The sequence below is a fragment of the Calidithermus timidus DSM 17022 genome, assembly GCF_000373205.1.
GTDB classification, from domain to species: domain Bacteria; phylum Deinococcota; class Deinococci; order Deinococcales; family Thermaceae; genus Calidithermus; species Calidithermus timidus.
Genome location: NZ_KB890688.1, coordinates 1 through 21,513, shown reverse-complemented (window position 1 = coordinate 21,513; position 21,513 = coordinate 1). Strand labels below are relative to the sequence as shown.

Below are 21,513 nucleotides of genomic sequence, written 5' to 3'. Positions count from 1 at the left end.
TTAGCCCCTCAACCCCCTCAGCTCATCGACACCGGTGGTCTCCCGGCGGCGGAAGATGGCCACGATCAGCCCCAGCCCCACCGCCACCTCGGCAGCGGCGATGGCGATGACGAAGAGCGTCACCACCTGGGCCTCTAGGCTGCCCCACTGCCTGGCGAAGGCGATGAGGGCCAGGTTGGCGGCGTTGAGCATGAGCTCGATGGAGAGAAACACCAAAATCGCGGTGCGCCTCGAGAGCACCCCGTAGGCCCCGATGGCGAAGAGCAGGGCAGAAACCACCAGCCAGCTCATCGTCCTACCAACTCCTTCTCCTCGGAGGCGGGCTTACTGGCCTCCGGCACGATGCGCTCAGGCTCCACCAGCACCACCGCGGCGATGGTGGCCACCAGCAGCAAGAAGCCCACCAGCAGCAGGGCGTAGAGCCATTTCTCGGGAGTGTACAGCAGCGGCCCCAGGGCCTGGGGCAATCCCCCGTTCAGAACGCCGGGGTTGGCGGGAGCGCTGAAGCGGCCGAGGGCGTAGACCAGCACCCCTGCCAGCGCGACGGAACCCAATATGGCCGGGATCTGAAGCCCCGGCAGGAGGTCCTTGCCCACGTTGGCCTGCGCCGCCGAGAGCAGCATGATCACGAAGAGGAACAGCACCACGATGGCCCCGGCGTAGACGATGACCTGGGTCATGGCCACGAAGCGGGCCTCGAGCCCCACGTAGACCGCGGCGATCACCAGGAAGTTGGCGATGAGGGCCAGCGCAGCGTGAACGGCGTTGGAGGTGCGCACCACCACCAAGGCGCTAAGGATCAGCAAGGCCGCGGCGAGCAGCTCGGCGAAGCTCATCTCTCCCCTCCCGCTTTGTCTATCCCTAGCTGCCGCGCGATGGAGGTGTAGCTGGGGTCTTTGGCCTTCGGCGCGTCGAGGCCCTCGAGTTCGGGTCGCACGTAGGGCACCGCGTAGCCCCGCCTGATCGGCTTGCCGGTGTAGGAGGCCTCGCGGCGTTGGGGCTTGGTGCCTTGCACCTCGACGAGCATGTCCTGCTTGGAGTAGACGAAGTCGGAGTAGCGGTAGTCGGCCATCTCGAAGTCGTAGCCCATCACCACCGCGCCGGTAGGGCAGGCTTCCTCGCAAAGGCCACAGAAGATGCAGCGCAGCATGTTGATCTCGTAGACCTTGGCGTAGCGCTCGCCCGCACTCACGGGGTTTTCGGGGTCGTTCTCCGCAGCCTCGACGTAGATGGCATAGGCCGGGCAGGCCGCCGCGCACAGGCTACAGCCGATGCACTTCTCGAGGCCGTTGGGGTGACGGGTAAGCACATGCCGCCCGTGGAAGCGCGGCTTGAGGGCCACCGGGGCCTCGGGGTAGGAGACCGTCACCGGCTTGGAGAACAGCGCCTTGAGGGTGATCCCCAGGCTCTGGGCCAATGCAGTCAGGCTCATGCTTTACCTCCGTTGAGCGCCACGTAGAAGGCCACCACCAAAAACCACACCAGCGCCGCCGGGAACAACCGGCCCCAGCCAAAGCGCATGAGCTGGTCGTAGCGCAGACGGAACCAAGTGGCGCGGATCCAAATGAAGAAGAACAAAAACAGCGCGATCTTGAGGAACATCCACAAGTAGGGGATGTCGGGGATGAAGCCCGGCATCTTCCAGCCACCCAGGTAGATGGTGGGGATCAGCGCCGAGGCGGTGATGAGGTGCACGTACTCGGCCATCTGGAACAGCGCCCACTTGATCGAAGCGTACTCGGTGCTGTAGCCACCCACCAGCTCCTGCTCGGCTTCGGGCAGGTCGAAGGGGGTGCGGGCGGCCTCGGCCATCGAGGCGATGGTGAAGAGCACGAAGGCCGGGAACATCGGCAGGATCAACCAGACGTGCTTGTCCTGCCACTCCACGATGTCCTGCAAGTTCAAGGAGCCCACCAGCATCACCGGGGCCAAGAGGCTCATGCCCAAAGCCAGCTCGTAGGAGATCAGGGCCGCCGAGGAGCGCAGCGAACCCAGCAGCGAGTACTTGGAATTCGAAGCCCATCCGGCCAGGAAGATGCCATAGACCGCCATCTCGCTCACGGCGAAGAGGTAGAGGATGCCCACGTCGAGGTTGATCACCCAAGGGTCGAAGCCGAAGAAGGCGCCCTCAGGGCCGAAGGGGATCAAGCCGAAGCCCACCAGCGCAAAAGTGATGGCGATGACGGGGGCCAGCACGAAGACCACTTTGTCGGCCTTGGTGGGCACGATGTCTTCTTTGAGGATCGACTTGATGGCGTCGGCCAGGGGTTGCAACAGGCCCATCGGCCCCACCCGGTTGGGACCCCAGCGCACCTGGAAGCGCGCCAGCAGGCGGCGCTCGATCAGGGTCATGTAGGCGAATGCGGTCAGCAGGCCGAACACCACCAAAAAGGCCTTGATGCCGACCATCCACAACGGATCAGTCATGCGCACCCTCCACCGGAGCCAGCACCCGGGCCGCCAGACTGCGACCCGACCAGGCCCCCAAGGCAGGCAGATACATTACCCCCGCGGGCAGGCCCTCCACAACCCGGACGGTGGCCCGCTCGAGCCCCACCGGGCTCTCGACCTCGACCACCGCGCCGTCGATGAGACCGTTTTCCCGCGCGGTCTCGGGACTGGCTTCCAGGCAGACCTGCACCACCTTGGCCACCGCCCCTACCAGCTGCTCGCGCCGCCACATGCTGGGGCGCAGGTAGAGCGAACCCGCAGAGGCCGGGCTGCTGAAGCTGGCGGCCTTGCCCGCCCACAGGCTGCCCAGGGGGGGAAGCTTGTACTGGTCGTGCAGGGTCTTAGCGGCCTGGCGCAGCAGCCGTACCGGGGGCTTGAGGCCCGCGGCTTCGGCCAGCAGGGCCAGCGCGGCCACCGCGCCGTCGGCTTCGCCGTTGTTGATGGCCGCGGGCTCTACGGGCAATACCCGGCCCTCGAGGTTGACGGTCTGGCCGCGCTTCTCGTAGGCGGTCTGGTTGGGCAGCACCACGTCGGCGTAGCGCTCGGCCAGGGGGCTCAAGTGGGTCAGGTGCAGCACCCGGAAGCCGGTGGCCTTGAGCTGCTCCTCGGTGGGAAGGAAGCCGTAGTAGGCGGCCTTAAGGCCGCTTTCGGTCCAACCCACGCCGCCCTTGCCAGGGTAGAGGCCCAGCGACTCCAGGCCCCGCGCGTTGGCCGCCGGGGTCATGCACATCACCTTGGCCCCGTACTTCTCGGCCAGAGCCCTGGCTTTGGCCGCGGCCAGCGGGTCGTTGAGCACAGCCGCGCCCAGCACGATCACGGCCTTGCCGGCCTCGAGCCTCTGCCGGGTCCAGGCGACGGCCTCGGGGCTGACGCCGTCGGGCACGGCCTGGCTCTGGCCCAGCAGGGCGGTCAGCAGCGCGGCCTCAGCCCCCGGCGCGTGCACCCCCGAGGCAAAAGCCCACTTGGCCAACCGAGCGGGATAGGCGCTGAAGAGGGCCATCTTCTCCAGACGGCGCTCCATGCGCTCCTTGATGTTGAGGTCGGCGAAGGGCGTGCCGTGGTTGAGCGCAGCGGCGGGCTTGAGCCCCCGGCTGAACTCCGACAGGCGCAGGTGAACGGTGGGGGCCTCTTCGCTGGGATCACCCAGCACCAGCACGAAACCGGCGTCCAGCAGCTCGGCGAAGGTGGTGGCGGGGAAGGCGGTGGCGGGGCTGTTGGTGCGGCCCTGGAAGTCGCGGTGAGGGGTGCCCAGCGCCTCGGCCAGCTCCACGGCGGCCAGACCCTCCTCGAGGGTGGCGTTGCCGCCGAGGTAAAGGCCGATCTCGTGCTTGGCAACCCCGGCCAGCCCAGCCCTGATGGCGGCGAGGGCCTCCTCCCAACTGGCCTCCACCAGCTTACCGTCGCGGCGCACCAGCGGGCGGGTGAGGCGGTCCTGGCTCACCCACTCGTGGCCGAAGCGGGCGGCGTCGGAGATCCAGGTCTCGTTGACCTCACGGCGCTCGGCGGCGCGGATGCGCTCGAGCACCCCGCTGCGGGTATCGACGATGATCCCCGCCCCCGAGGCGTCGTCTAAGGAGGTGGTCTCGGTGGAGTCGTACTCCCAGTTGCGTGCGCGGAAGCGGGCGGTCTGGTCCAGCAGCGCACCCACCGGGCAGATATCCACGATGTTGCCGGTGAAGTTGGAGGGCAGCCCGTCGTCTTCGGTGTTGATGAAGGTGTGCACCCCGCGCTCGATGAAGTCGAGCACCTCGTCGCCAGGGACCTCCTCGAAGTAGCGCACGCAGCGCTTGCAGTGGATGCAGCGTTCGCGGTCGAGCACGATGAACTCCGAGAGCGAGTGGTGCTTGTCCACGTGCCTGCGGGTCATCTCGTAGCGGGTGTACATGGGAAGTTCCATGGGATTGGGGTGATAGAACTTCTCCACCAGCCCGTACTCCACCGTGCGGTCTTGCAGCTCGCAGGCCCCGCCCTTGTCGCAGGTGGGGCAGTCGAGGGGATGGTTGAAGAGGGTGAGCTCGACCATGCCCGACTGGGCGTGCTTGACCTCGTCGGAGAGGGTGTCGATCACCATGCCATCGGTCACCGCCGTGATGCACGAGGCGACCAGCTTGGGCATCCAGAAGATCTTGGGGTTGCCCTTCTCGTCGAGAATCCAGTTGCCATCGGGCCCCTTGCGCGGGCTGCCGGTGCGTACCAGGCACATCCGACAAGCCCCCACCGGCGAGAGGTGCTTCTCGGCGCAGAACAGCGGCACGTCGTAGCCCGCGTGGAATATCGCGTCCATGGCGGAGGTTCCGTTGGGAACCTCGATCACGCGATCGTTTACAGTCACTTTAGCCATCCGTCACCCCAATCAGGCCCAGCGGCTTCCCACCCGCTCGAGCGCCTTCTTGTTCTCCACCACGTCCACGAACTGCTCGCGGAAGTGCTTGAGGCTGCCGCGCACCGGCCAGCAGGCCGCGTCGGCCAGGGCGCAGAAGGAACGCCCCTCGATCTGGTTCAAGAGGTCCTCCAGCAACTCCACGTCGCCCTTTTCCCCCTGCCCGGTGCCCATCTTCTCGAACAGGCGCACCATCCAGCCCGAGACCCCCTCGCGGCAGGGGGTGCACTTGCCGCAGGACTCGTGGCCGTAAAAGCGGGTCACGTTCCACATCGCGTCCACCATGCTCATGCTGGCGGGGATGCCGATGACCCCACCCGTGCCCAGCAGCGAGCCCTTGGCCGCGATGGACTCGTAGTCCATGGGGGTGTCGAGGACCTCGTCATTCCAGGGCAGCGGCGGGCAGGAGGAGCCGCCGGGGATGATGGCCTGGATGGGCTCGGTAGGCCCCCCGGCCCAGTCGTAGAGCAGTTCGCGGAAGGTGGTGCCCAGCGGCAACTCGTACACGCCGGGGCGCTTGAAGGGCCCCGAGACCTGGAAGAGCTTGTGGCCCTTCGACTTCTCGGTGCCCATGCTGGCGAACCAATCGGCCCCGCGCTGGATGATGTGCACCACGCTGCACAGCGATTCGACGTTGTTGATGGTCGTGGGCTTGCCCCACAGCCCGGCCTGGGCCGGGAAGGGCGGCTTCATGCGGGGGTTGGCCCGCAGGCCCTCCAAGGAGTTCATCAGCGCCGTCTCCTCACCGCAGATATAGGCCCCAGCCCCCCGGTGCACGTAGAGGTCGAACTCGAAGGAGGTGCCGAAGAGGTTCTGGCCTAAGTAGCCGCGCTCGCGGGCCTCCTTGATAGCCGCCACCACGCGGTCGTAGGCCCGGCGGTACTCGCCGCGGATGTAGATGTAGCCCTTGGTGGCTTGGATGGCGAGCCCCGCGATCATCATGCCCTCGATGAGCTGGTGGGGGTCGTCCTCGAGGAGGTAGCGGTCTTTGAAGCTGCCCGGCTCACTCTCGTCGGCGTTGCAGACGATGTAGTGCTGCTTGCCGGTGTTCTTGGGCATGAAGCTCCACTTGAGGCCGGTAGGGAAGCCCGCTCCCCCGCGTCCGCGCAACCCGGAGCGCTTGACCTCCTCGATCACCGCGTCCTGGCCCATGGCAATGGCCTTCTGAATGGCCTGGTAACCGCCGTGCTCGAGGTAATAGTCCAGCGTCCAGGATTGGTCCTTGCCCACGTGCTTGTACAGCGTCACCTCGAAGCGGGGATCCTTGCCCGAGACAATGGGTCCGTTGCTCATGCACCCACCTCGTCACCCCGGTTGTGCACCACGTGCCCGACCTTGCCGGGGAGCTGAATCTCCTCCAAGCGCTTGCCCTGGCGCAGCCCCTCCAACAGGGCGCGCAGGCGGGCCTTGGTCACGCACTCAACGTAGGGCTCGTCGTTGATCTGGATCACCGGCGCGGTGTGGCACGAGCCCAGGCACTCCACCTTCTGAATGCTGAAGAGCCCGTCGTCGCTCACGTCTCCGCGCAGGATCTGCAGCTCATTTACCAGCTCATCCCACAGCTCGTCGGCCCCGGCGATGGCGCAGGAGAGCGTGGCGCAGACCTGGATGTGGTACTTGCCGGTGGGCAGGGCCTGGTAGTAGCTGTAAAAGCTCATCACCCCGGCCACCTCGGTGGCGGTGGTACCTACCAATCGCGCGATCTCCTCCTGGCGCTCGGGGCTGATCCAACCCTCATCCTGTTGAACCCGGCGCAGCAGGGGCATCAAGGCCGCGCGGCGCTCGGGGTACTGGCCGAAGACCTCAGCCAGCCAATCCTGTTTGTCGTCGAAGAATCCCATTTTGCCTCCGTCTTAGGTCTTACGTCCCACGCGCTCAGCACCCACGCAGGACCTAAGACTCACCGATCCACGTCCCCCATCACCGGGTCGAGCGAAGCGATCACCGCCACCATGTCGGCCACCTGCACACCCCTGCAGGCGTAGGAGAGCGACTGCAGGTTGACGAAGCTGGGGGCGCGTACCTTGACGCGGTAGGGCATCGAGCCACCGTCGGAGACGATGTAGTAGCCCAGCTCGCCGCGGGCGCTCTCGGTGGGCACGTAGACCTCGCCCAAAGCCGGGTGGAAGCCCTCGGTCACCAGCTTGAAGTGGTAGATCACCGCCTCCATCGAGGTCTCCAGCAATTCCCTGGGCGGCAGGGAGATCTGCGGGTTGGGGTCGCGGATGGGGCCGGGACCGAGGCCCTCGAGCCGCTCCACGGCCTGGCGGATGATCTTGACCGACTCGCGCATCTCGAGGATGCGGATGACCATGCGGTCGTAGACGTCGCCGCCCTGGAGCACGGGCACGTCGAAGTTGTAGCTCTCGTAGCCGGCGTAGGGGTAGGCCTTGCGCACGTCGTAGTTCACGCCGCTGGCCCGCAAGCTCCCGCCGGTAAGCGAGAGGTTGATGGCGTCCTCAGCCGGGATCACCGCCACTCCCTTAGCCCGCTCGTAGAAGATGGGGCTCTCACGGAAGAGCTTCTCGTACTCGTCGATGCGGTAGGGCATGACGGCGAGGAACTTCTTGACCTCGCCGAGGAACTCCTCTGGCAGGTCCTCCTTGAGGCCGCCGATGCGGATGTAGTTGTGGTGGAAGCGCTGCCCCGAGACCCACTCGAAGAGGTCGAGCAGCGCTTCGCGCTCACGGAAGGCATAGAAGAAGGGCGTGAGCGCGCCGAAGTCCAATAGGCCCGTGCCCAAGAACACCAGGTGGGAAGCGATGCGGGAGAGTTCGTTGAGCATCACCCGGATGACCTGGGCCCTGGGGGGGACCTCGGCCCCTACCAGCTTCTCCACGGCCAGGGCATAGGCCAGATCGTGGGCGAAGGAATGGAGGTAGTCCATACGCGGGGTGTAGGTGATGCACTGCGTATAGGTACGGTTCTCCATGTTCTTCTCGAAGCCGGTGTGCAGGTAGCCGATGTGGGGGGTCAGGCGCAGGATCTGCTCGCCCGAGAGGTCCACCACCACGCGCAGTACGCCGTGGGTGGAAGGGTGCTGCGGCCCGACGTTGAGGGTCATGATCTCCGACTTCAGCTCGGGCGCGCCCTGGATGTCGGCGCCGAAGCTGGTCTTAGAGTGCAGCTCGTCGTCGGGGCGGATGGGTTCTTTGAGCATCAGTTACCCCCTTCCTTCGCCGCTTGGTGTAGGGCTGCGGGCCCTTCGTTCGCCTTCTGGATCTCCTCGAAAACGTCCCGATAGCCCTTGCGGCTACCCCCACGCCAGCCGGTCATGCCGGCTTTGTCGCCGGAGAGCCCGGCCCGGAAGGCGTCGGGGTCGATGAAGCGGCCTTCCTTGAAGAGGGTGGGGGTCTCGCCCAGCGGGAAGTCCTTGCGCAAGGGGAAGCCCTCGAGGTCTTCGGGGGTGAGGATCTTGCGCAGGTCCGGGTGACCCTCGAACTTGATGCCGAACATGTCGTAGACCTCACGTTCGAGGAAGTCGGCCCCCATCCAGAGATCGCTGAGCGTGGGCAGCACCGGATTGCTCTCGGGGACGAATACCCGCACGAAGAAGCGGCTGCCGTCGCCACTCTTGTAGCCCGGCAGCGACACCAGCTCATAGACCACGCAAAAACGCTCCGTCTTCTTCTCGGGGTACTTCAGGTAATCGATGCCGACGATGTCGGCGAGGTAGTTGAAGCCCTGGGTCTTCCAGGCCTCCATCTGGGTCTTGAAGAGGGTGCGGGGCAGAGTGACCCAGGTGTTGCCATGAGCCTGCTCCACCGGCCAGCCGTGGTTCTTGGCCTGCTCGAGCACCTGCTGCAATCGCTGCATCACTCCTCCTTAGCGCTTCCAGGCTTCGACCGGAGGCAGCCTGCGCCCCAGGTCGTCGCGGGCCTGGCCCCGGATCTTCTTCTGAAGTTGCATCACCGCGTAGATCAGGGCCTCGGGACGGGGCGGACAGCCGGGCACATACACGTCCACCGGAACCACGCTATCGACGTTCTGCACGATGGCATAGTTGTTGAACATGCCTCCCGAGCTCGCACAGGCCCCCATGCTGATGACCCACTTAGGGTCGGGCATCTGGTCGTAGACCCGCCGCATCACCGGGGCCATCTTCTTGGAGAGGCGCCCGGCTACGATCATCACGTCGGCCTGGCGGGGCGAGGCCCGGAAGACCTCGGAGCCGAAGCGACTGAGGTCGTTACGGGCGTCGGTGGAGGCCATCATCTCGATGGCGCAGCAGGCCAGGCCAAATGTCGCCGGCCACAAGCTGTTGGAGCGCCCCCAGGCCACCAGCTTCTCCAAGGTAGTGAACAGGATGCCCTCGTTCTCGAGCTCCTGCACGTCTTTGCTGAACAAATCTGCAATCGTCGGCATTCGGTTTCCTCCGGGAAGCGCCTTAGGTCATAGGCGAGAAGAAAGCGCCTAGCGCCACCTCATCACGCCCTTCCACCACTCGTAGACGAAGCCCACGAACAGCAGCACGGTGAAGACCAGCAAGCCCAAGAAGCCCGCGATCCCCAAAGACCCGGCGCTCACCGCGTAAGGCCACAGAAAAGCTACTTCCACGTCGAAGATGATGAAGAGCATGGCCACGGCATAAAAATGCACGGGGAAGCGCTTGACCTCCCCAGCGGGATCGTTGCCCGACTCGTAGGGCATCAGTTTGGCGCGGCCCGGCTTCTTCGGGCCCAGCACCGCTCCTACCACCACCGCCAGGATGCCGATAGCTAGCGCGACGGCGATATAGACCACCACCGCCAGGTATTCACTGCTAGGTGACGCTGTCATCCGCTTCTTGCCTCCTCGCTCGTGCCTCAGTTCACATGATCAAATGCAAACCGAGAACACTACGCGTTTTTATCTGGCCTAGTTTACACCTTCACATGCACCCCACAAGCCGTAGGGGGTTGCAATGGCTGGTCGTATACAGGATGCCGAGCGCTAAACGCCCAGCAAGGGGTCTGGAGGATAGCCCCTCCCCGCGCGGAGAAGGTTATCGACTCAACGCTTCCCTCACTCAAAGCGCTTATCCACCAGCGGCGGCCCTTCCAGCGCCGGGTCGGCCTCGAGCCCGTCGAACTTGAGGCCGGTGGCCCGGCGCAGGGCCTCCTCGAGGCCCGGTGGGACCGCCGCCGCCTTGAGCCGCAGGTAGAGCCGGTCGGTGCCGCCTTCGCCCCGCTCCACCACCACCTGGGCTCCCCCGCTGCGGGGGTCAAGGCCGAAGGCCATCAGCAGGGGGGCGAGTTCGGTGGGGTAGAGCTTGACCCCCTTGACCTTGACCATCAGGTCGGTGCGGCCAATCACCCCTCTGGGTAGCACGGTTTGCCCATTGGCCCGCTGGACTATGGCCAGGTCGCCCGTGCGGAAACGGATCATGGGCATCAGGGTGCGCGAGAGCGCCGTGACCACCAATTCGCCCTTCTCGCCGTCGGGGGTGGGCTCGAGGGTCTCGGGGTCGAGCACCTCGATGATGGCCATCTCGGGGATCTCCACCAGGCCCTTTTTCTCCAGGCCCTCCCCGGCCACCACGCCGAGCTCGGAGGTTCCGTAAGCGTCCACGGCCACGCCACCGATCGCCGCCTCGAGCTGCTCGCGGTAGCCCGGCACACTGGTGAAGGGCTCACCCCCAGCCAGCAGCAGCTCGAAGCGCCCCCCAGCTCGGGCGATCTTCATGGCGAAGGAAGGGTTGCAGACCAGGACTTCAAAGCCGTATTGCTGCTGAAGCTGGGCGATGCGCTCGGCGTCGCCGGGACCGTGCGGCAGCACCATGGCCCCGGCGCGCTGCAGGGCCTCATGGAAGAGCCAGCCGCCGGCGAAGATGTGGTAGCCAAAGGTCACCAAAGCCCTCTTACCTCCCACGCCCAGCCGTCGCATCTGACCAGCGAGGGCTTGGGCCTGGTACTCCACATCCTCGGCACCAAGGTACTCGGGCATCCAGCCCATAGCCGGACTGGGGGTGAGGTGCATCAGGGCCGCGCCCTGGGGTGGGTGCGGGTTGGCCTGGAGGTAGGCAATCCACTCCTGGCGGGTCACCGGGGGCACCTGGCTGAGGCCCTCGAGCGTGAAATTCTGGGCATCCAGCCCCTTCAGGCGCTGGGCGTACACGGGATGCCGCTGGGCAGCGGCGATGACTTGGCGCAGTCGCTCGAGACGGTTCATGCTTGGCTCCTTTTGTGGGCCGATTATACGCAGGAAAGGCCATGGCTTTGTGGCCTGGTGCGAATGGCCTGCCCCCACAGCGAAAGCAGCCGCACTGGTGAGTTTGCCGGTGAAAATCCAGCAAAGGGCCTCTGGCACAGGCGCATAAATGCCTGTACAAGTACATCCCTACTGCCATCTAATGCCAGATTCGGTTAGTTCGTCTCCATTCGGTGACGCCGCCCCGCCCTGGCGGGGCGGTCGACCGTCAGGGAGGGGTGTGCTCTGGGTTTTGGTTTTGCAGAGTATCTTTTGGAATCCGGTATAACCAATGCCCCCTCCCCTGCTAGGGGAGGGGGTGCTGATCGCTACGGGGTACAGGTGTCTCTACGGCGCTGTACTTAGTCGAAAAGGTCGAAGAGCTGCTCGAGCTTGCTCTTCCTGCGCCGCCGCTTGTAGTCGTCGTAGCCGTGATCGGTATCGTGGGTGCGGCGGTATTCGGAGCTCTGACGGTAGCGAGGGTCCTGCTGGCGGTAGGCCTCGAGTTCGGCCTCGTACTCCCGCTCGTACTCGCGCACCTGGCCCAGCAGGCGTTCCATCTCGCCCGGATCAAGCCAGACACCCCGGCACTTGGGGCACACGTCGATGTGGACTCCATTGCGCACGACCTCGTTCATGCCTGATTCGCATCCCGGAACGGGGCAGGTGAGTAGGGGCATCGCTTACCTCCGCCTTCAATACTGCAGCAAGGGCCTCGACACAGACCAGGGGGTCGCCCCTGGTTCATGCCGGGGTTTTGCGTTACCCTGGTGAGTAAAGTTTTCTCGTGCAGGGGTCACGAACCTGGCATACCCCTGAGGCCTCGAGGCGGGACTAATGTCCTTGCCCTGGATTTGTGGTTGCATAGTCTGTGCTGGGGTAGTTGGCTTTACGGAGACCTTAGCGTTTCACCCTTACCCTGAATCCATCGCCCATGAGCCTGTCCCACTCCCTTTCCAATCGCCCGCGCCTGCTGTGCGTAGGGATCAATCACGCCTCGGCGCGGCTGGAGGTGCGTGAACGCTACGTGCTCTCCAAGCCCGCGCAGGCTCAAATCCTGCTCAGGGCCAGAGAAAACCCTCCCGCCGGCCTGCAAGAAGTCGCCGTGCTCTCCACCTGCAACCGCACCGAACTCTACGGCGTGGGCGGAGCAGAGATGGACCTCAACACCCTGCTGGGGCTGCTGGATCACGTCCAGGTAAGCCGGCGCGACTTCAGCCATCACGGTTACGCGCTCGAGGACCGCGACGCGCAGGAGCACCTGCTGCGCGTGGCCGCCGGGCTGGACTCGCAGGTGCTGGGCGAAAGCGAGATCTTAGGGCAGGTGCGACAGATGCTCGAGCTTGCCCAGGAGATCGGCAGCCTGGGGCCGGTGCTCTCGAGGCTGCTGCAGCAGGCCCTGCACACCGGCAAGCGGGTGCGGCACGAGACCACCCTGGGTGATGGCGTTCTCTCCCACAGCAGCCTGGTAGCCCGCATGCTCAACCACGAGGCGGCCACCCTGAGCTCACCCGCGGTGCTGATCATCGGGGCGGGCAGCATGGCCCGCTCGGCCCTGCTGAGCCTGGAGCGCGCCCGCTTCGGCGCGATCTGGGTCGCTAACCGCACGCTCGAGCGGGCCAGTCTGCTGGCCGAGCTGGCCGATGCCGAGGCCATCGGGCTCGAGGCCATCGACCAGGTCCTGTCCCATGCCGACTTCGTGATCTCGGCGGTGAGCGTGCCAAAACCGCTGCTGTGGCCCGAGCAGCTAGGCGGCAGCGAGAAACCCCTGGCCCTCTTCGACCTATCCCTGCCCCGCAGCATCCATCCCTCGGTGGCCGAGCTGGGCCTGCGGCTGCACACCCTCGACGACCTCGAGACCATCCTCCGCGTTCACCGGGCCGAGCGCCAGGCCGCCATCCCTCAAGCCGAGCGGATCGTAGAAGAGGGGCTGAACGCTTTCGCGGGCTGGCTCGAGGCCCGCGCAGTGGTGCCCACCGTGCAGGCCTTGCGCAAGCGTTTCGAGGAGCTTCGCCAGGCCGAGCTCATGGCCCTCCCCCCCGCCGAGCGGGCTGTGGCCGAGCGGGTGACCCACCGGCTCATCCAGAAGCTGCTGCACCAGCCCCTGACCCGGCTGCGCGAACTGGCCGAGCGGGGGGAGGCCGAGCCCTACCGGCAGGCCCTACAGGCCTTGTTCGAGCTGGAGAGGAAATGAAGCTGATCATCGGCACCCGAGCCAGCCGGCTGGCCCTGTGGCAATCCGAGCACATCGCCCAGCGGCTGCGCGAGCTGCACCCCGGCCTCGAGGTCGGGTTGCTCACCCTGAGCACCCGCGGCGACCGCGAGTTGGAGAAAGCGCTGCCCGAGATCGGGGGAAAGGGGCTTTTCACCGCCGAACTCGAGGCCGCGCTCGAGCGCGGCGAGGCCGACCTGGCGGTGCACAGCCTCAAGGACCTGCCCACCGAGCCCGATCCCCGCTTTGTCCTGGGAGCCATCCCCGAGCGGGCTTCGCCTCTGGAGGCCCTCATCAGCCGCAGTGGACTCCGGCTGAACGAGTTGCCCCGCGGCGCTACCGTGGGCACCAGCAGCCCGCGCCGGGCGGCCCAGCTCCGGGCCGCCCGCCCGGATTTGCGCGTCGAGGGCCTGCGCGGCAACGTGCCCACCCGCATCCAGAAGGCCCTCGACCCCGACGGCCCCTACGACGCCATCCTGCTGGCGCTGGCCGGACTCGAGCGCCTGGGTTTGCAGGGCCAGGTCACCGAAATCCTCCCGCCCGAGGTGGTGCTCCCCGCGCCCGCCCAGGGGGCGCTGGCGGTGCAGGCCCGCGCCGGGGACGAGGCGGTGCTCGAGCTCTTGCGGCCTCTAGACCACCGGCCCACCCGCCGGGCCGTGGAGGCCGAGCGGGCCTTCCTGCGCACCTTGGGCTCGGGTTGCAGCCTGCCGGTAGGGGCGCTGGCGGTCGAGGAGGGCGGCCTGCTGCGCCTGAGGGGGCGCGTGCTGCGGCCCGACGGAAGCCAGTCGATCACCCACATCCTACAGGGCGACGACCCCGAGCGTCTGGGAGCCGCCTTGGCCAAGGCCGTGCTGGCCCAGGGGGCGGCGGAGTTGCTGGAGGGGGCGTGGGCCTGAAGGGCAAGCGGGTGGTGATCACCCGCCCCCCCGAGCAAAGCGGGGAGCTGCGGGCGAAGCTCCTTCAAGCCGGGGCCATCCCCATCCTCTTCCCCACCCTCGCCACCGAGGCCATCCCGCCCAGCCCCTCCCAGCCCGCCCCCCAGCACCTCCGCCACTACGACTGGCTGCTGTTTACCAGCGCCAATGGGGTGCGCTACGGCCTGGAGTACCTGGCCGCAGCCGGGCTGGCGCTCGCCCCGAGCCTTCGCATCGGGGTGGTGGGGCAGGCCACGGCTGCAGCCCTCGAGCCCTATGGCCTCAAGGCCGACTTGATCGCCCAGAAGTCCAGCGCTGAGGGCCTGCTCGAGGCCTTGCGCGCCTTGGGTCCCCTGGCCGGAGGACGTTTCCTGCTGCTGGTGGCCGAGGGAGCCCGTGACGAGCTCTTCGAGGGCCTCAAGGCCGCGCGGGCCTTCGTCGAGCGCATCCCGGTCTACCGGACCATCCTGGGCCAGCCCCGCCCCGAGGCCCTGGCCGCGCTGCGCAAAGGCTTCGATGCCGCGGTGTTCGCCAGCCCCTCGAGCGTGCGGGGCTGGGTGGCCTTGGCCCCCGGCATCGTCCCACCCAAGGTCGTCTGCATCGGCCCCACCACAGCCCAGGCTGCGCGGGAGTGCGGGCTGGGAGTAGACTGCGTAGCCGACGCCCAGAGCGCCACGGGATTGCTCGAGGCGCTGGAGAAAGTGTTCACGGAGGTCGCTTAGGATGCCCTTTCCTGCTCAACGCATGCGCCGCCTGCGGGCCAGCGCAACCCTACGCCGGATGGTGCGCGAGACTCCCCTCGCCCCCGACGACTTCATCTATCCCCTTTTTGTGGTGCACGGGCAGGGTGTGCGCCGCGAGATCGGCTCGATGCCGGGGGTGTTCAACCTCTCGGTCGACGAGGCCGTGGCCGAGGCCCAGGAGGTCTACGGCCTGGGCATCCCCGCGGTGATCCTCTTCGGGCTCCCCCAGCACAAAGACCCCATCGGCCTGGAGAACTTCGCCCCGGACGGCATCGTGCAGCAGGCCATCCAAGCCATCAAGAAGGCGGTGCCCGAGCTCGTGGTGATCACCGACGTGTGCTTGTGCGAGTACACCGACCATGGCCACTGCTTCGTCATCCGCGAGGGCCGCTTCGACAACGACGCCACGCTCGAGATCTTGGATAAGGTGGTGGTCTCTCACGCCCGGGCTGGGGCCGACATCGTGGCGCCTAGCGGGATGGTGGACGGGATGGTCGCCACCATCCGCTCTGCGCTCGACCGGGAGGGCTTCGGCATGACGGGGGTGATGTCCTACGCGGTGAAGTACGCCAGCGGCTTCTACGGTCCCTTCCGCGAAGCCGCCGATAGCGCCCCCGCCTTCGGCGACCGCCACTCCTACCAGATGGACCCTGCCAACGCCCGCGAAGCCCTGCGCGAGGCCCGCCTCGACGTGGAAGAGGGGGCCGATGTGCTGATGGTCAAGCCGGGCCTGCCCTACCTCGACGTGCTGCGCCGCGTACGCGAGAGTTTCGACCTGCCCCTGGCCGCCTACAACGTCTCGGGAGAGTACAGCATGGTCAAGGCCGCCGCCCTCAACGGCTGGCTCGACGAACGGCGGGTGGTGCTCGAGACCCTCACCGCCTTCAAGCGCGCCGGGGCCGACCTGATCCTGACCTACCACGCCAAGGACGCTGCCCGCTGGCTGCGCGAGGGCTGAAGCATGAACGAGTCCGTACGCAACTCCCGCTTCCTCAAGGCGGTACGCCTCGAGCCCACCGACGCCACGCCGGTGTGGTTCATGCGCCAGGCCGGGCGCTACATGCCCGAGTACCGCGCCCTGCGCGCCAAGACCACCATGCTGGAGGCCATCCAAGACCCCGCGCTGGCCGCCGAGATCACCCTGCAGCCCATCAAGGCCTTCGACCTCGACGCGGCCATCCTCTTCAACGACATCCTGACGCCGCTGATGGGGATGGGCCTCGAGCTCGACTTCGTGGAGGGCAAGGGTCCGGTGATCGGCAACCCCATCACCAGCCTGGCCGACATCGCAGGGCTCATGACCCCCCCCGCCGCCGAGGCCATGCCCTATACCGCCCAAGCCATCCGGCTCGTCACCGCCGAGCTCGACGGGCGCGGCCTACCACTCATCGGCTTCGTGGGCGCACCCTTCACCCTCGCCAGCTATGCCCTCGAGGGCGGGGGCAGCCGCAACTACGAGAAGACCAAGCGGCTGATGTACCACCAGCCCGAGGCCTGGGCCAGCCTGATGGACAAGCTCGTGCACGTGCTCGAGGACTACCTGCTCTTCCAGGCCGAAGCCGGGTGTGCCGCGCTGCAGATCTTCGATTCCTGGGCCGGGACGCTCTCTCCCCGCGACTACGCCCGATTTGTGGCCCCCTACAACGCCCGCCTCATCGCCGCCGCCCGCGAGAGCGGGGTGCCGGTGATCTACTTCAGCACCGGCACCGGAACCTTGCTGCGCACCATCAGCGCCCTAGGCAGCGACGTGGTGGGCGTGGACTGGCGCATCGGCCTCGACGAGGCCTGGGCCCAGATCGGTCACGACCGGGCCATCCAGGGCAACCTCGAGCCCCTCCTCCTCCAGGCTCCCTGGGAAGAGCTACAGCGGCAGGCTAAGGCGGTGCTCGAGGAGGCCGCAGGCCGCGCGGGCCACATCTTCAACCTCGGCCACGGCATCCTGCCCCAGACCCCACCCGACAACGTAGCCCGCCTGGCCGACTTCGTGCACGAGTTCAGCGCGAAGGGGGTTGTGCGGTGAAGATCGTACGTCCTGCGCCAAACGCAATACACCTCGGCCCCAGACCCTTGACCCTCGACTATGACTAAACTCAGCCACGAACGCTCCAAGACGCTGTTCGAAGAAGCCCAGCGCTTCATCCCCGGCGGGGTCAACTCGCCCGTGCGGGCCTTCCGCGGGGTGGGCGGGACCCCCGTGTTCATCGCAAAAGCCAAAGGCCCCTACCTGTGGGACGTGGACGGCAACCGCTACATCGACTTCGTGATGAGTTGGGGCCCGCTGGTGCTGGGCCACGCCCCCGAGGCGGTGGTGAGGGCCGTGCAGGCTCAGGCCGAGCTCGGCACCAGCTACGGCGCGCCGACCGAGCTCGAGACCCGCTTAGCCCGCAAAGTCACCGAGCTGATGCCCGGCGTGGAGATGCTGCGCTTCGTCAACAGCGGCACCGAGGCCACCATGAGCGCCCTGCGGCTGGCGCGGGCTTTCACCAAGCGCGACAAGATCGTGAAGTTCTCCGGCCACTACCACGGCCACGGCGACATGCTGCTGGTGCAGGCCGGTTCCGGCGTGGCTACCTTGGGCCTCCCCGACAGCCCCGGCGTCCCCAGCGGCGCGGCCCAGGATACCCTGACCCTCCCCTTCAACGACCTGGGTGCCCTCGAGGAGCTCTTCGCCCGCTTCCCCGAACAGATCGCGGCGGTGATCCTCGAGCCCGTCGCGGGCAACATGGGCCTGGTGCGTCCCAAGGCGGGCTACCTCGAGGGCCTGCGCCGCCTGACCCGCGAGCACGGCGCCCTCTTGATCTTCGACGAGGTGATGACCGGCTTCCGCGTAGCGCTGGGCGGAGCCCAGGCCCACTACGGTGTCCAGCCCGACCTCACCACGCTGGGCAAGGTGATCGGCGGGGGCCTGCCGGTGGGGGCCTACGGCGGACGACGGGAGATCATGCAGTGGGTGGCCCCGGCGGGCCCCATGTACCAGGCCGGGACCCTCTCCGGCAACCCCCTGGCGATGGCCGCCGGGATCGCAACGCTGGAGGAGTGGTCCCGCCCCGGCGTGTTTGAAGCCGCCGCCGAAGCCGCCCGCACCCTCATCGAGGGCATCGCCAACCTGGCCCGGCGGGCCGGAATTCCCCTCCAGGCCGACCAAGCCGGCACCATGTTCGGCTTCTTCTTCGCCGAAGAGCCCGTGAACGACTACGCCTCGGCCAAGACCAGCGACGTACAGCGCTACGCCAAGTTCTTCCACGCCGCCCTCGAGCGCGGCGTCTACCTCGCCCCCTCGCAGTTCGAGGCCGGCTTCACCTCGGCGGCCCACACGCCCGACGTGGTGGCGCAGGCGCTGGAGGGGCTCGAGGGGGCGTTTAGGTCGATGGTCGATAGCTGATAGCCGAACGCGGGTCGTACGTCCTACGTCGTACGCCAAACGCAAGACGCCTTGAGCAAGGGGGGCTGGGAAAGGATAGCTTCCTACTTCCTGCCTCATACCGGATTCAAAAAGATAATCACCCAAACCAAAGACCTTCAGAGGCTATCTTTTTGAATCCTAGAGCACTCCCTTCGGTCGGGTCAGTTCGTTCCCGAATGGGAACGAACTGACCGAATCTGGTATCACACCGCCCCCAGCCCCCGCTCCAAGTCTGCCCGCAAGTCCTCCAGGTTCTCGATCCCCACCGACATGCGCAGGAAGCCGTCGTGCAGGCCCAGGGCTTCGCGTTCGGCAGGGGCGAGAAAGCGGTGGGAGCTGGTGGCGGGGTGGGAAAGGGTGGTGTGAGCCCCGCCCAGGCTCAAGGCCATACGGACGTGCTCGAGGTGGTGCAGCAGGGCGTTCACGGCGGCGCGGGAGGGCTCGAGCTCGAAGGATAGCATCGCGCCGAAACCGTTCCTCAGCACCCTCTTCGCCGTCTCGTGGTCGGGGTGGGAGGGCAGGCCAGGGTAGTGGACGCGGCGCACCTTGGGGTGAGCCTCGAGGAAGCGGGCGAGCTCGAGCGCATTGGCCGAGGCCCGCTGCATGCGTAGCTCGAGCGTGTGAGCCCCGCGCACCCCCAGCCAGCACTCGTGGGGGTTGGAGACGAAGCCCATCCGCACCGCCACCGCCCGGACGGGCTCGAGCAACTCCTTCTGGCCCGCCAGCCCGCCCAGCATCGCGTCGGAGTGGCCGCCGATGAACTTGGTCAGGCTCTCCATCACCACGTCCACGCCGTGCTCGAGGGGGCGGCAGTGGTAGGGCGAGGCGAAGGTGTTGTCCACCAGCACCTTCGCCCCGGCCCGGTGGGCCAGCTCGCTCAGGCGGGCCAGGTCGGGGACGCGCAGGCGGGGGTTGGAGGAGGTCTCGAGCACCAGCAGCCGTGCCCCCTCGAGTTCGCGCCCCATCCCCTCCCAGTCGGCGAGGTCCACCGTCACCACCCGCACCCCAAAGCGCCCCAGATCGCGCAGCACGCCCAAGGTGCTGCCGTAGAGGTCCTGTGAGGCCACCACCTTGTCGCCCGACCTCAGCAAGCCCAGGAAAGCCGCGCTCAAAGCGCTCATCCCGCTGGCGCAGGCGATGGCGGCCTCGGCGGCGTGCAGCGCCGCGAACAGCGACTCCAGCGCCCGGTGGTTGGGCGTGCCGTTGCGCCCGTAGATGGTCCCGGCCCGCCTCCCCTCGTACACCGCGTCCACCTCGTCGAGGTCGCGGAAGGTCCAGGAGGCCGACTGGTAGATGGGCAGCGAGAGCGGGTCGTTGAGGGGCTTCTCGGCCTCAGCGGCGTGCAGCGCCAGGGTGGAGAGCAGGTCCATGCCCTATGCTATCGCGTCCTCCAGTGTCCTCAACCGCGCCTGGAGTTCCTCCCAGGTATCGGCCCGCAGGTTGACGTGGCCTACCTTGCGCCCCGAGCGCACCTCCTTGCCGTACCAGTGCAGGTGGGCCTCCCGCACCCCCAGCACGCGGGCGAAGTCGGGCCGAAAGCCGATGAGGTTGAGCATGGCGGCGTGGCCGCGCACCGCGGTCGAACCCAGCGGCAGTCCCAGCGCTGCCCGCAAATGGTTCTCGAACTGGCTGGTCTCAGCGCCCTCGAGGCTCCAGTGGCCCGAGTTGTGCACCCGAGGGGCCATCTCGTTGGCGATGAGCTCCCCCTCCACCTCGAAGAGTTCGATGGCCAGCACGCCCACGTACTCCAGCCGCTCCAGCACCCGCCGGGCGTAATCCTCGGCCCGGGTCTGCAACTGAAGGGTCAGGCCGGGCGCAGGAGCCAGGCTCTTGCGCAGGATTCCGTCTTGGTGGTGGTTCTCGACCAGCGGATAGAAGGCCAGTTCGCCGCTCCGCCCCCGTACGGCCAGGATCGAGAGCTCGCGCTCGAAGGGCACGAAGCCCTCGAGGATCAGCGGCTGCCCGCCCAGTCCGTCCCAAGCCCCCTCCACGTCCTCCGGTCCGCGCAGCACCCGCTGCCCCTTGCCGTCGTAGCCCAGGGTGCGGGTCTTGAGCACGCAGGGAAAGCCGGTACACTCGACGCCCTGCAGCAGGTCGGCGCGGGTGAGTACCGGGTAGAAGGGCGGGGTGGGGATGCCCAGGCTCTGAAAGAAGGTCTTCTCCACCAGCCGGTCCTGGGCGGCCTCCAGCGCCTGCGGCGGCGGGAAGACCGGCACGCGCTCGGCCAGGGAGCGGGCGGCAGCCACGGGTACGTTCTCAAACTCGTAGGTCACGAGCTCGAGGCCCTCCGCAAAGCGGGCAAGGGCTTGGAGGTCGTCATAAGCCCCCACCCGCAACTCGGCCAAGTGCCCAGCCACAGCCCCCTCGACGGTGTCAAAAAAACGGAAGCGCTGGCCCAGCGGGTAGCCCGCCAGCGCCAACATCCGGCCCAACTGTCCAGCCCCTAAGACCCCGATCACGAAAAGGCAGTCTACCCCATGGGGCTGGCCAGTTGGAGGCGATCCCGAACCGCCTGGCTGGAGGTACAGGTCTCGGGGTTTCCTCAGAGCCTCGGGTCAGCGTGCTCGAGCACGTCTGCCGTCTGTCGGGCCCGAAATTCCCTCAGAGCCTGAGCCACCTCTGGATACTTATTGCCCAAGATGCTGGCCGCCAGCAAAGCCGCATTGACCGCTCCTGCTGCTCCAATGGCCAGGGTTCCCACGGGAATGCCCGCGGGCATCTGTACGATCGAGAGCAAAGAGTCCAGGCCATTGAGGGCCCTGGATTGAACCGGCACCCCCAGAACCGGAAGGGTGGTTTTAGAGGCCGTCATGCCGGGCAGATGGGCCGCCCCTCCCGCCCCCGCAATGATCACCTCGAGTCCCCGCGCCTCGGCAGTCTGTGCGTACTCAAACAACAGGTCCGGTGTGCGGTGGGCCGAGACCACCCTGGTCTCGTAGGGAATCCGGAGACGCTCGAGGGTCTCCACTGCATGCCGCATGGTTTCCCAGTCCGACCTCGAGCCCATAATCACGCCGACCAATGGGAGCATGAAGGGGATTGTACCAGTAGAGACCTTCAAAACAAAAAGCCACCCAGGGGTCTGGGTGGCGGAGATGAAGATGACCGGACAGAAAAGTGGAGCGGGAGACGAGACTCGAACTCGCGACCCCAACCTTGGCAAGGTTGTGCTCTACCAACTGAGCTACTCCCGCGCGGGCAGTGCCTCGCACTGCACACCGCATTCAGTTTACAGCCGATAG

At 66.9% G+C, this 21,513-nt stretch carries 22 protein-coding genes and 1 tRNA gene; 6 read left to right on the top strand and 17 right to left on the bottom strand.

All coding sequences use genetic code 11. The annotated features are described in order from the left end of the window. The 13 genes from nuoK to B047_RS0103250 form a co-directional block, all read right to left on the bottom strand. Positions 1 to 291, bottom strand: coding sequence for an NADH-quinone oxidoreductase subunit NuoK (gene nuoK / locus B047_RS0103310; protein WP_018465532.1), 291 nt, complete (start codon positions 289 to 291; stop codon positions 1 to 3). After that, positions 288 to 836 carry an NADH-quinone oxidoreductase subunit J family protein gene (locus tag B047_RS0103305; protein ID WP_018465531.1) on the bottom strand — a complete coding sequence of 183 codons (549 nt, stop codon included), beginning with the start codon at positions 834 to 836 and terminating at the stop codon, positions 288 to 290. Before B047_RS0103305 ends, nuoK begins: the two co-directional genes overlap by 4 nt. Next, on the bottom strand, positions 833 to 1,432 hold the full coding sequence (gene nuoI / locus B047_RS16175; protein ID WP_040779155.1) for an NADH-quinone oxidoreductase subunit NuoI: 600 nt from the start codon (positions 1,430 to 1,432) through the stop codon (positions 833 to 835). The genes B047_RS0103305 and nuoI overlap by 4 nt, the downstream gene beginning before the upstream one ends. Further along, positions 1,429 to 2,427 carry an NADH-quinone oxidoreductase subunit NuoH gene (gene nuoH / locus B047_RS16170; protein WP_040779152.1) on the bottom strand — a complete coding sequence of 333 codons (999 nt, stop codon included), beginning with the start codon at positions 2,425 to 2,427 and terminating at the stop codon, positions 1,429 to 1,431. Before nuoH ends, nuoI begins: the two co-directional genes overlap by 4 nt. Then, positions 2,420 to 4,792 carry an NADH-quinone oxidoreductase subunit G gene (locus B047_RS0103290; protein ID WP_026234539.1) on the bottom strand — a complete coding sequence of 791 codons (2,373 nt, stop codon included), beginning with the start codon at positions 4,790 to 4,792 and terminating at the stop codon, positions 2,420 to 2,422. The genes nuoH and B047_RS0103290 overlap by 8 nt, the downstream gene beginning before the upstream one ends. Before the next feature lie 12 nt (positions 4,793 to 4,804). Next, entirely contained in the window at positions 4,805 to 6,124 is a 1,320-nt protein-coding gene (gene nuoF, locus B047_RS0103285) for an NADH-quinone oxidoreductase subunit NuoF (RefSeq protein WP_018465527.1), read from the bottom strand. Further along, complete coding sequence (locus B047_RS0103280; RefSeq protein WP_018465526.1) at positions 6,121 to 6,672, bottom strand: NADH-quinone oxidoreductase subunit NuoE family protein; 552 nt, start codon at positions 6,670 to 6,672, stop codon at positions 6,121 to 6,123. Before B047_RS0103280 ends, nuoF begins: the two co-directional genes overlap by 4 nt. Before the next feature lie 59 nt (positions 6,673 to 6,731). Next, positions 6,732 to 7,895, bottom strand: a complete 1,164-nt coding sequence (gene nuoD / locus B047_RS0103275) for an NADH dehydrogenase (quinone) subunit D (RefSeq protein WP_245533704.1) — start codon at positions 7,893 to 7,895, stop codon at positions 6,732 to 6,734. A 95-nt stretch (positions 7,896 to 7,990) separates the two neighbouring features. Continuing rightward, the gene (locus tag B047_RS0103270) at positions 7,991 to 8,647 is read right to left on the bottom strand and encodes an NADH-quinone oxidoreductase subunit C (protein WP_018465524.1); all 657 of its coding nucleotides are present in this window, start codon (positions 8,645 to 8,647) and stop codon (positions 7,991 to 7,993) included. Positions 8,648 to 8,656: 9 nt separating this feature from the next. Next, positions 8,657 to 9,196 carry a NuoB/complex I 20 kDa subunit family protein gene (locus B047_RS0103265; RefSeq protein ID WP_026234537.1) on the bottom strand — a complete coding sequence of 180 codons (540 nt, stop codon included), beginning with the start codon at positions 9,194 to 9,196 and terminating at the stop codon, positions 8,657 to 8,659. A gap of 48 nt (positions 9,197 to 9,244) precedes the next feature. Beyond that, entirely contained in the window at positions 9,245 to 9,610 is a 366-nt protein-coding gene (locus tag B047_RS0103260; protein ID WP_040779149.1) for an NADH-quinone oxidoreductase subunit A, read from the bottom strand. A 225-nt stretch (positions 9,611 to 9,835) separates the two neighbouring features. Next, positions 9,836 to 10,981: a phenylacetate--CoA ligase family protein gene (locus B047_RS0103255; protein WP_018465521.1), complete on the bottom strand. Its 1,146-nt coding sequence runs from the start codon at positions 10,979 to 10,981 to the stop codon at positions 9,836 to 9,838. 380 nt (positions 10,982 to 11,361) lie between these two features. Continuing rightward, positions 11,362 to 11,679 (bottom strand): TFIIB-type zinc ribbon-containing protein, encoded by a 318-nt coding sequence (locus B047_RS0103250; protein ID WP_084784923.1) that lies wholly within the window; start codon positions 11,677 to 11,679, stop codon positions 11,362 to 11,364. Positions 11,680 to 11,933: 254 nt separating this feature from the next. On the opposite strand from B047_RS0103250, the gene hemA reads away from it, so the two are divergent. The 6 genes from hemA to hemL are packed head-to-tail and all read left to right on the top strand — an operon-like array spanning position 11,934 to position 18,250. After that, positions 11,934 to 13,193 carry a glutamyl-tRNA reductase gene (hemA, locus tag B047_RS0103245; protein WP_018465519.1) on the top strand — a complete coding sequence of 420 codons (1,260 nt, stop codon included), beginning with the start codon at positions 11,934 to 11,936 and terminating at the stop codon, positions 13,191 to 13,193. Further along, a complete protein-coding gene (gene hemC, locus B047_RS0103240; protein WP_018465518.1) occupies positions 13,190 to 14,107 on the top strand; it encodes a hydroxymethylbilane synthase in 918 nt (305 codons plus the stop codon). Before hemA ends, hemC begins: the two co-directional genes overlap by 4 nt. Continuing rightward, the gene (locus B047_RS16165; protein ID WP_018465517.1) at positions 14,098 to 14,847 is read left to right on the top strand and encodes a uroporphyrinogen-III synthase; all 750 of its coding nucleotides are present in this window, start codon (positions 14,098 to 14,100) and stop codon (positions 14,845 to 14,847) included. The genes hemC and B047_RS16165 overlap by 10 nt, the downstream gene beginning before the upstream one ends. 1 nt (position 14,848) lies before the next feature. Further along, positions 14,849 to 15,826: a porphobilinogen synthase gene (gene hemB, locus B047_RS0103230; RefSeq protein ID WP_026234536.1), complete on the top strand. Its 978-nt coding sequence runs from the start codon at positions 14,849 to 14,851 to the stop codon at positions 15,824 to 15,826. 3 nt (positions 15,827 to 15,829) lie between these two features. Next, positions 15,830 to 16,888, top strand: coding sequence for a uroporphyrinogen decarboxylase (gene hemE, locus B047_RS0103225; RefSeq protein ID WP_018465515.1), 1,059 nt, complete (start codon positions 15,830 to 15,832; stop codon positions 16,886 to 16,888). Positions 16,889 to 16,948: 60 nt separating this feature from the next. After that, complete coding sequence (gene hemL, locus B047_RS0103220; protein ID WP_018465514.1) at positions 16,949 to 18,250, top strand: glutamate-1-semialdehyde 2,1-aminomutase; 1,302 nt, start codon at positions 16,949 to 16,951, stop codon at positions 18,248 to 18,250. Positions 18,251 to 18,474: 224 nt separating this feature from the next. On the opposite strand, the gene B047_RS0103215 is transcribed toward hemL, so the two are convergent. From B047_RS0103215 to B047_RS0103200, 4 genes are all read right to left on the bottom strand, one after another. Further along, a complete protein-coding gene (locus B047_RS0103215) occupies positions 18,475 to 19,641 on the bottom strand; it encodes a trans-sulfuration enzyme family protein (protein ID WP_018465513.1) in 1,167 nt (388 codons plus the stop codon). A 3-nt stretch (positions 19,642 to 19,644) separates the two neighbouring features. Then, positions 19,645 to 20,730, bottom strand: coding sequence for a 5-(carboxyamino)imidazole ribonucleotide synthase (locus B047_RS16160; RefSeq protein WP_018465512.1), 1,086 nt, complete (start codon positions 20,728 to 20,730; stop codon positions 19,645 to 19,647). Between the two features lie 83 nt (positions 20,731 to 20,813). Further along, on the bottom strand, positions 20,814 to 21,302 hold the full coding sequence (purE, locus tag B047_RS0103205; protein WP_026234535.1) for a 5-(carboxyamino)imidazole ribonucleotide mutase: 489 nt from the start codon (positions 21,300 to 21,302) through the stop codon (positions 20,814 to 20,816). Positions 21,303 to 21,389: 87 nt separating this feature from the next. Continuing rightward, positions 21,390 to 21,465, bottom strand: a tRNA-Gly gene (locus tag B047_RS0103200). Positions 21,466 to 21,513: the final 48 nt, after the last annotated feature.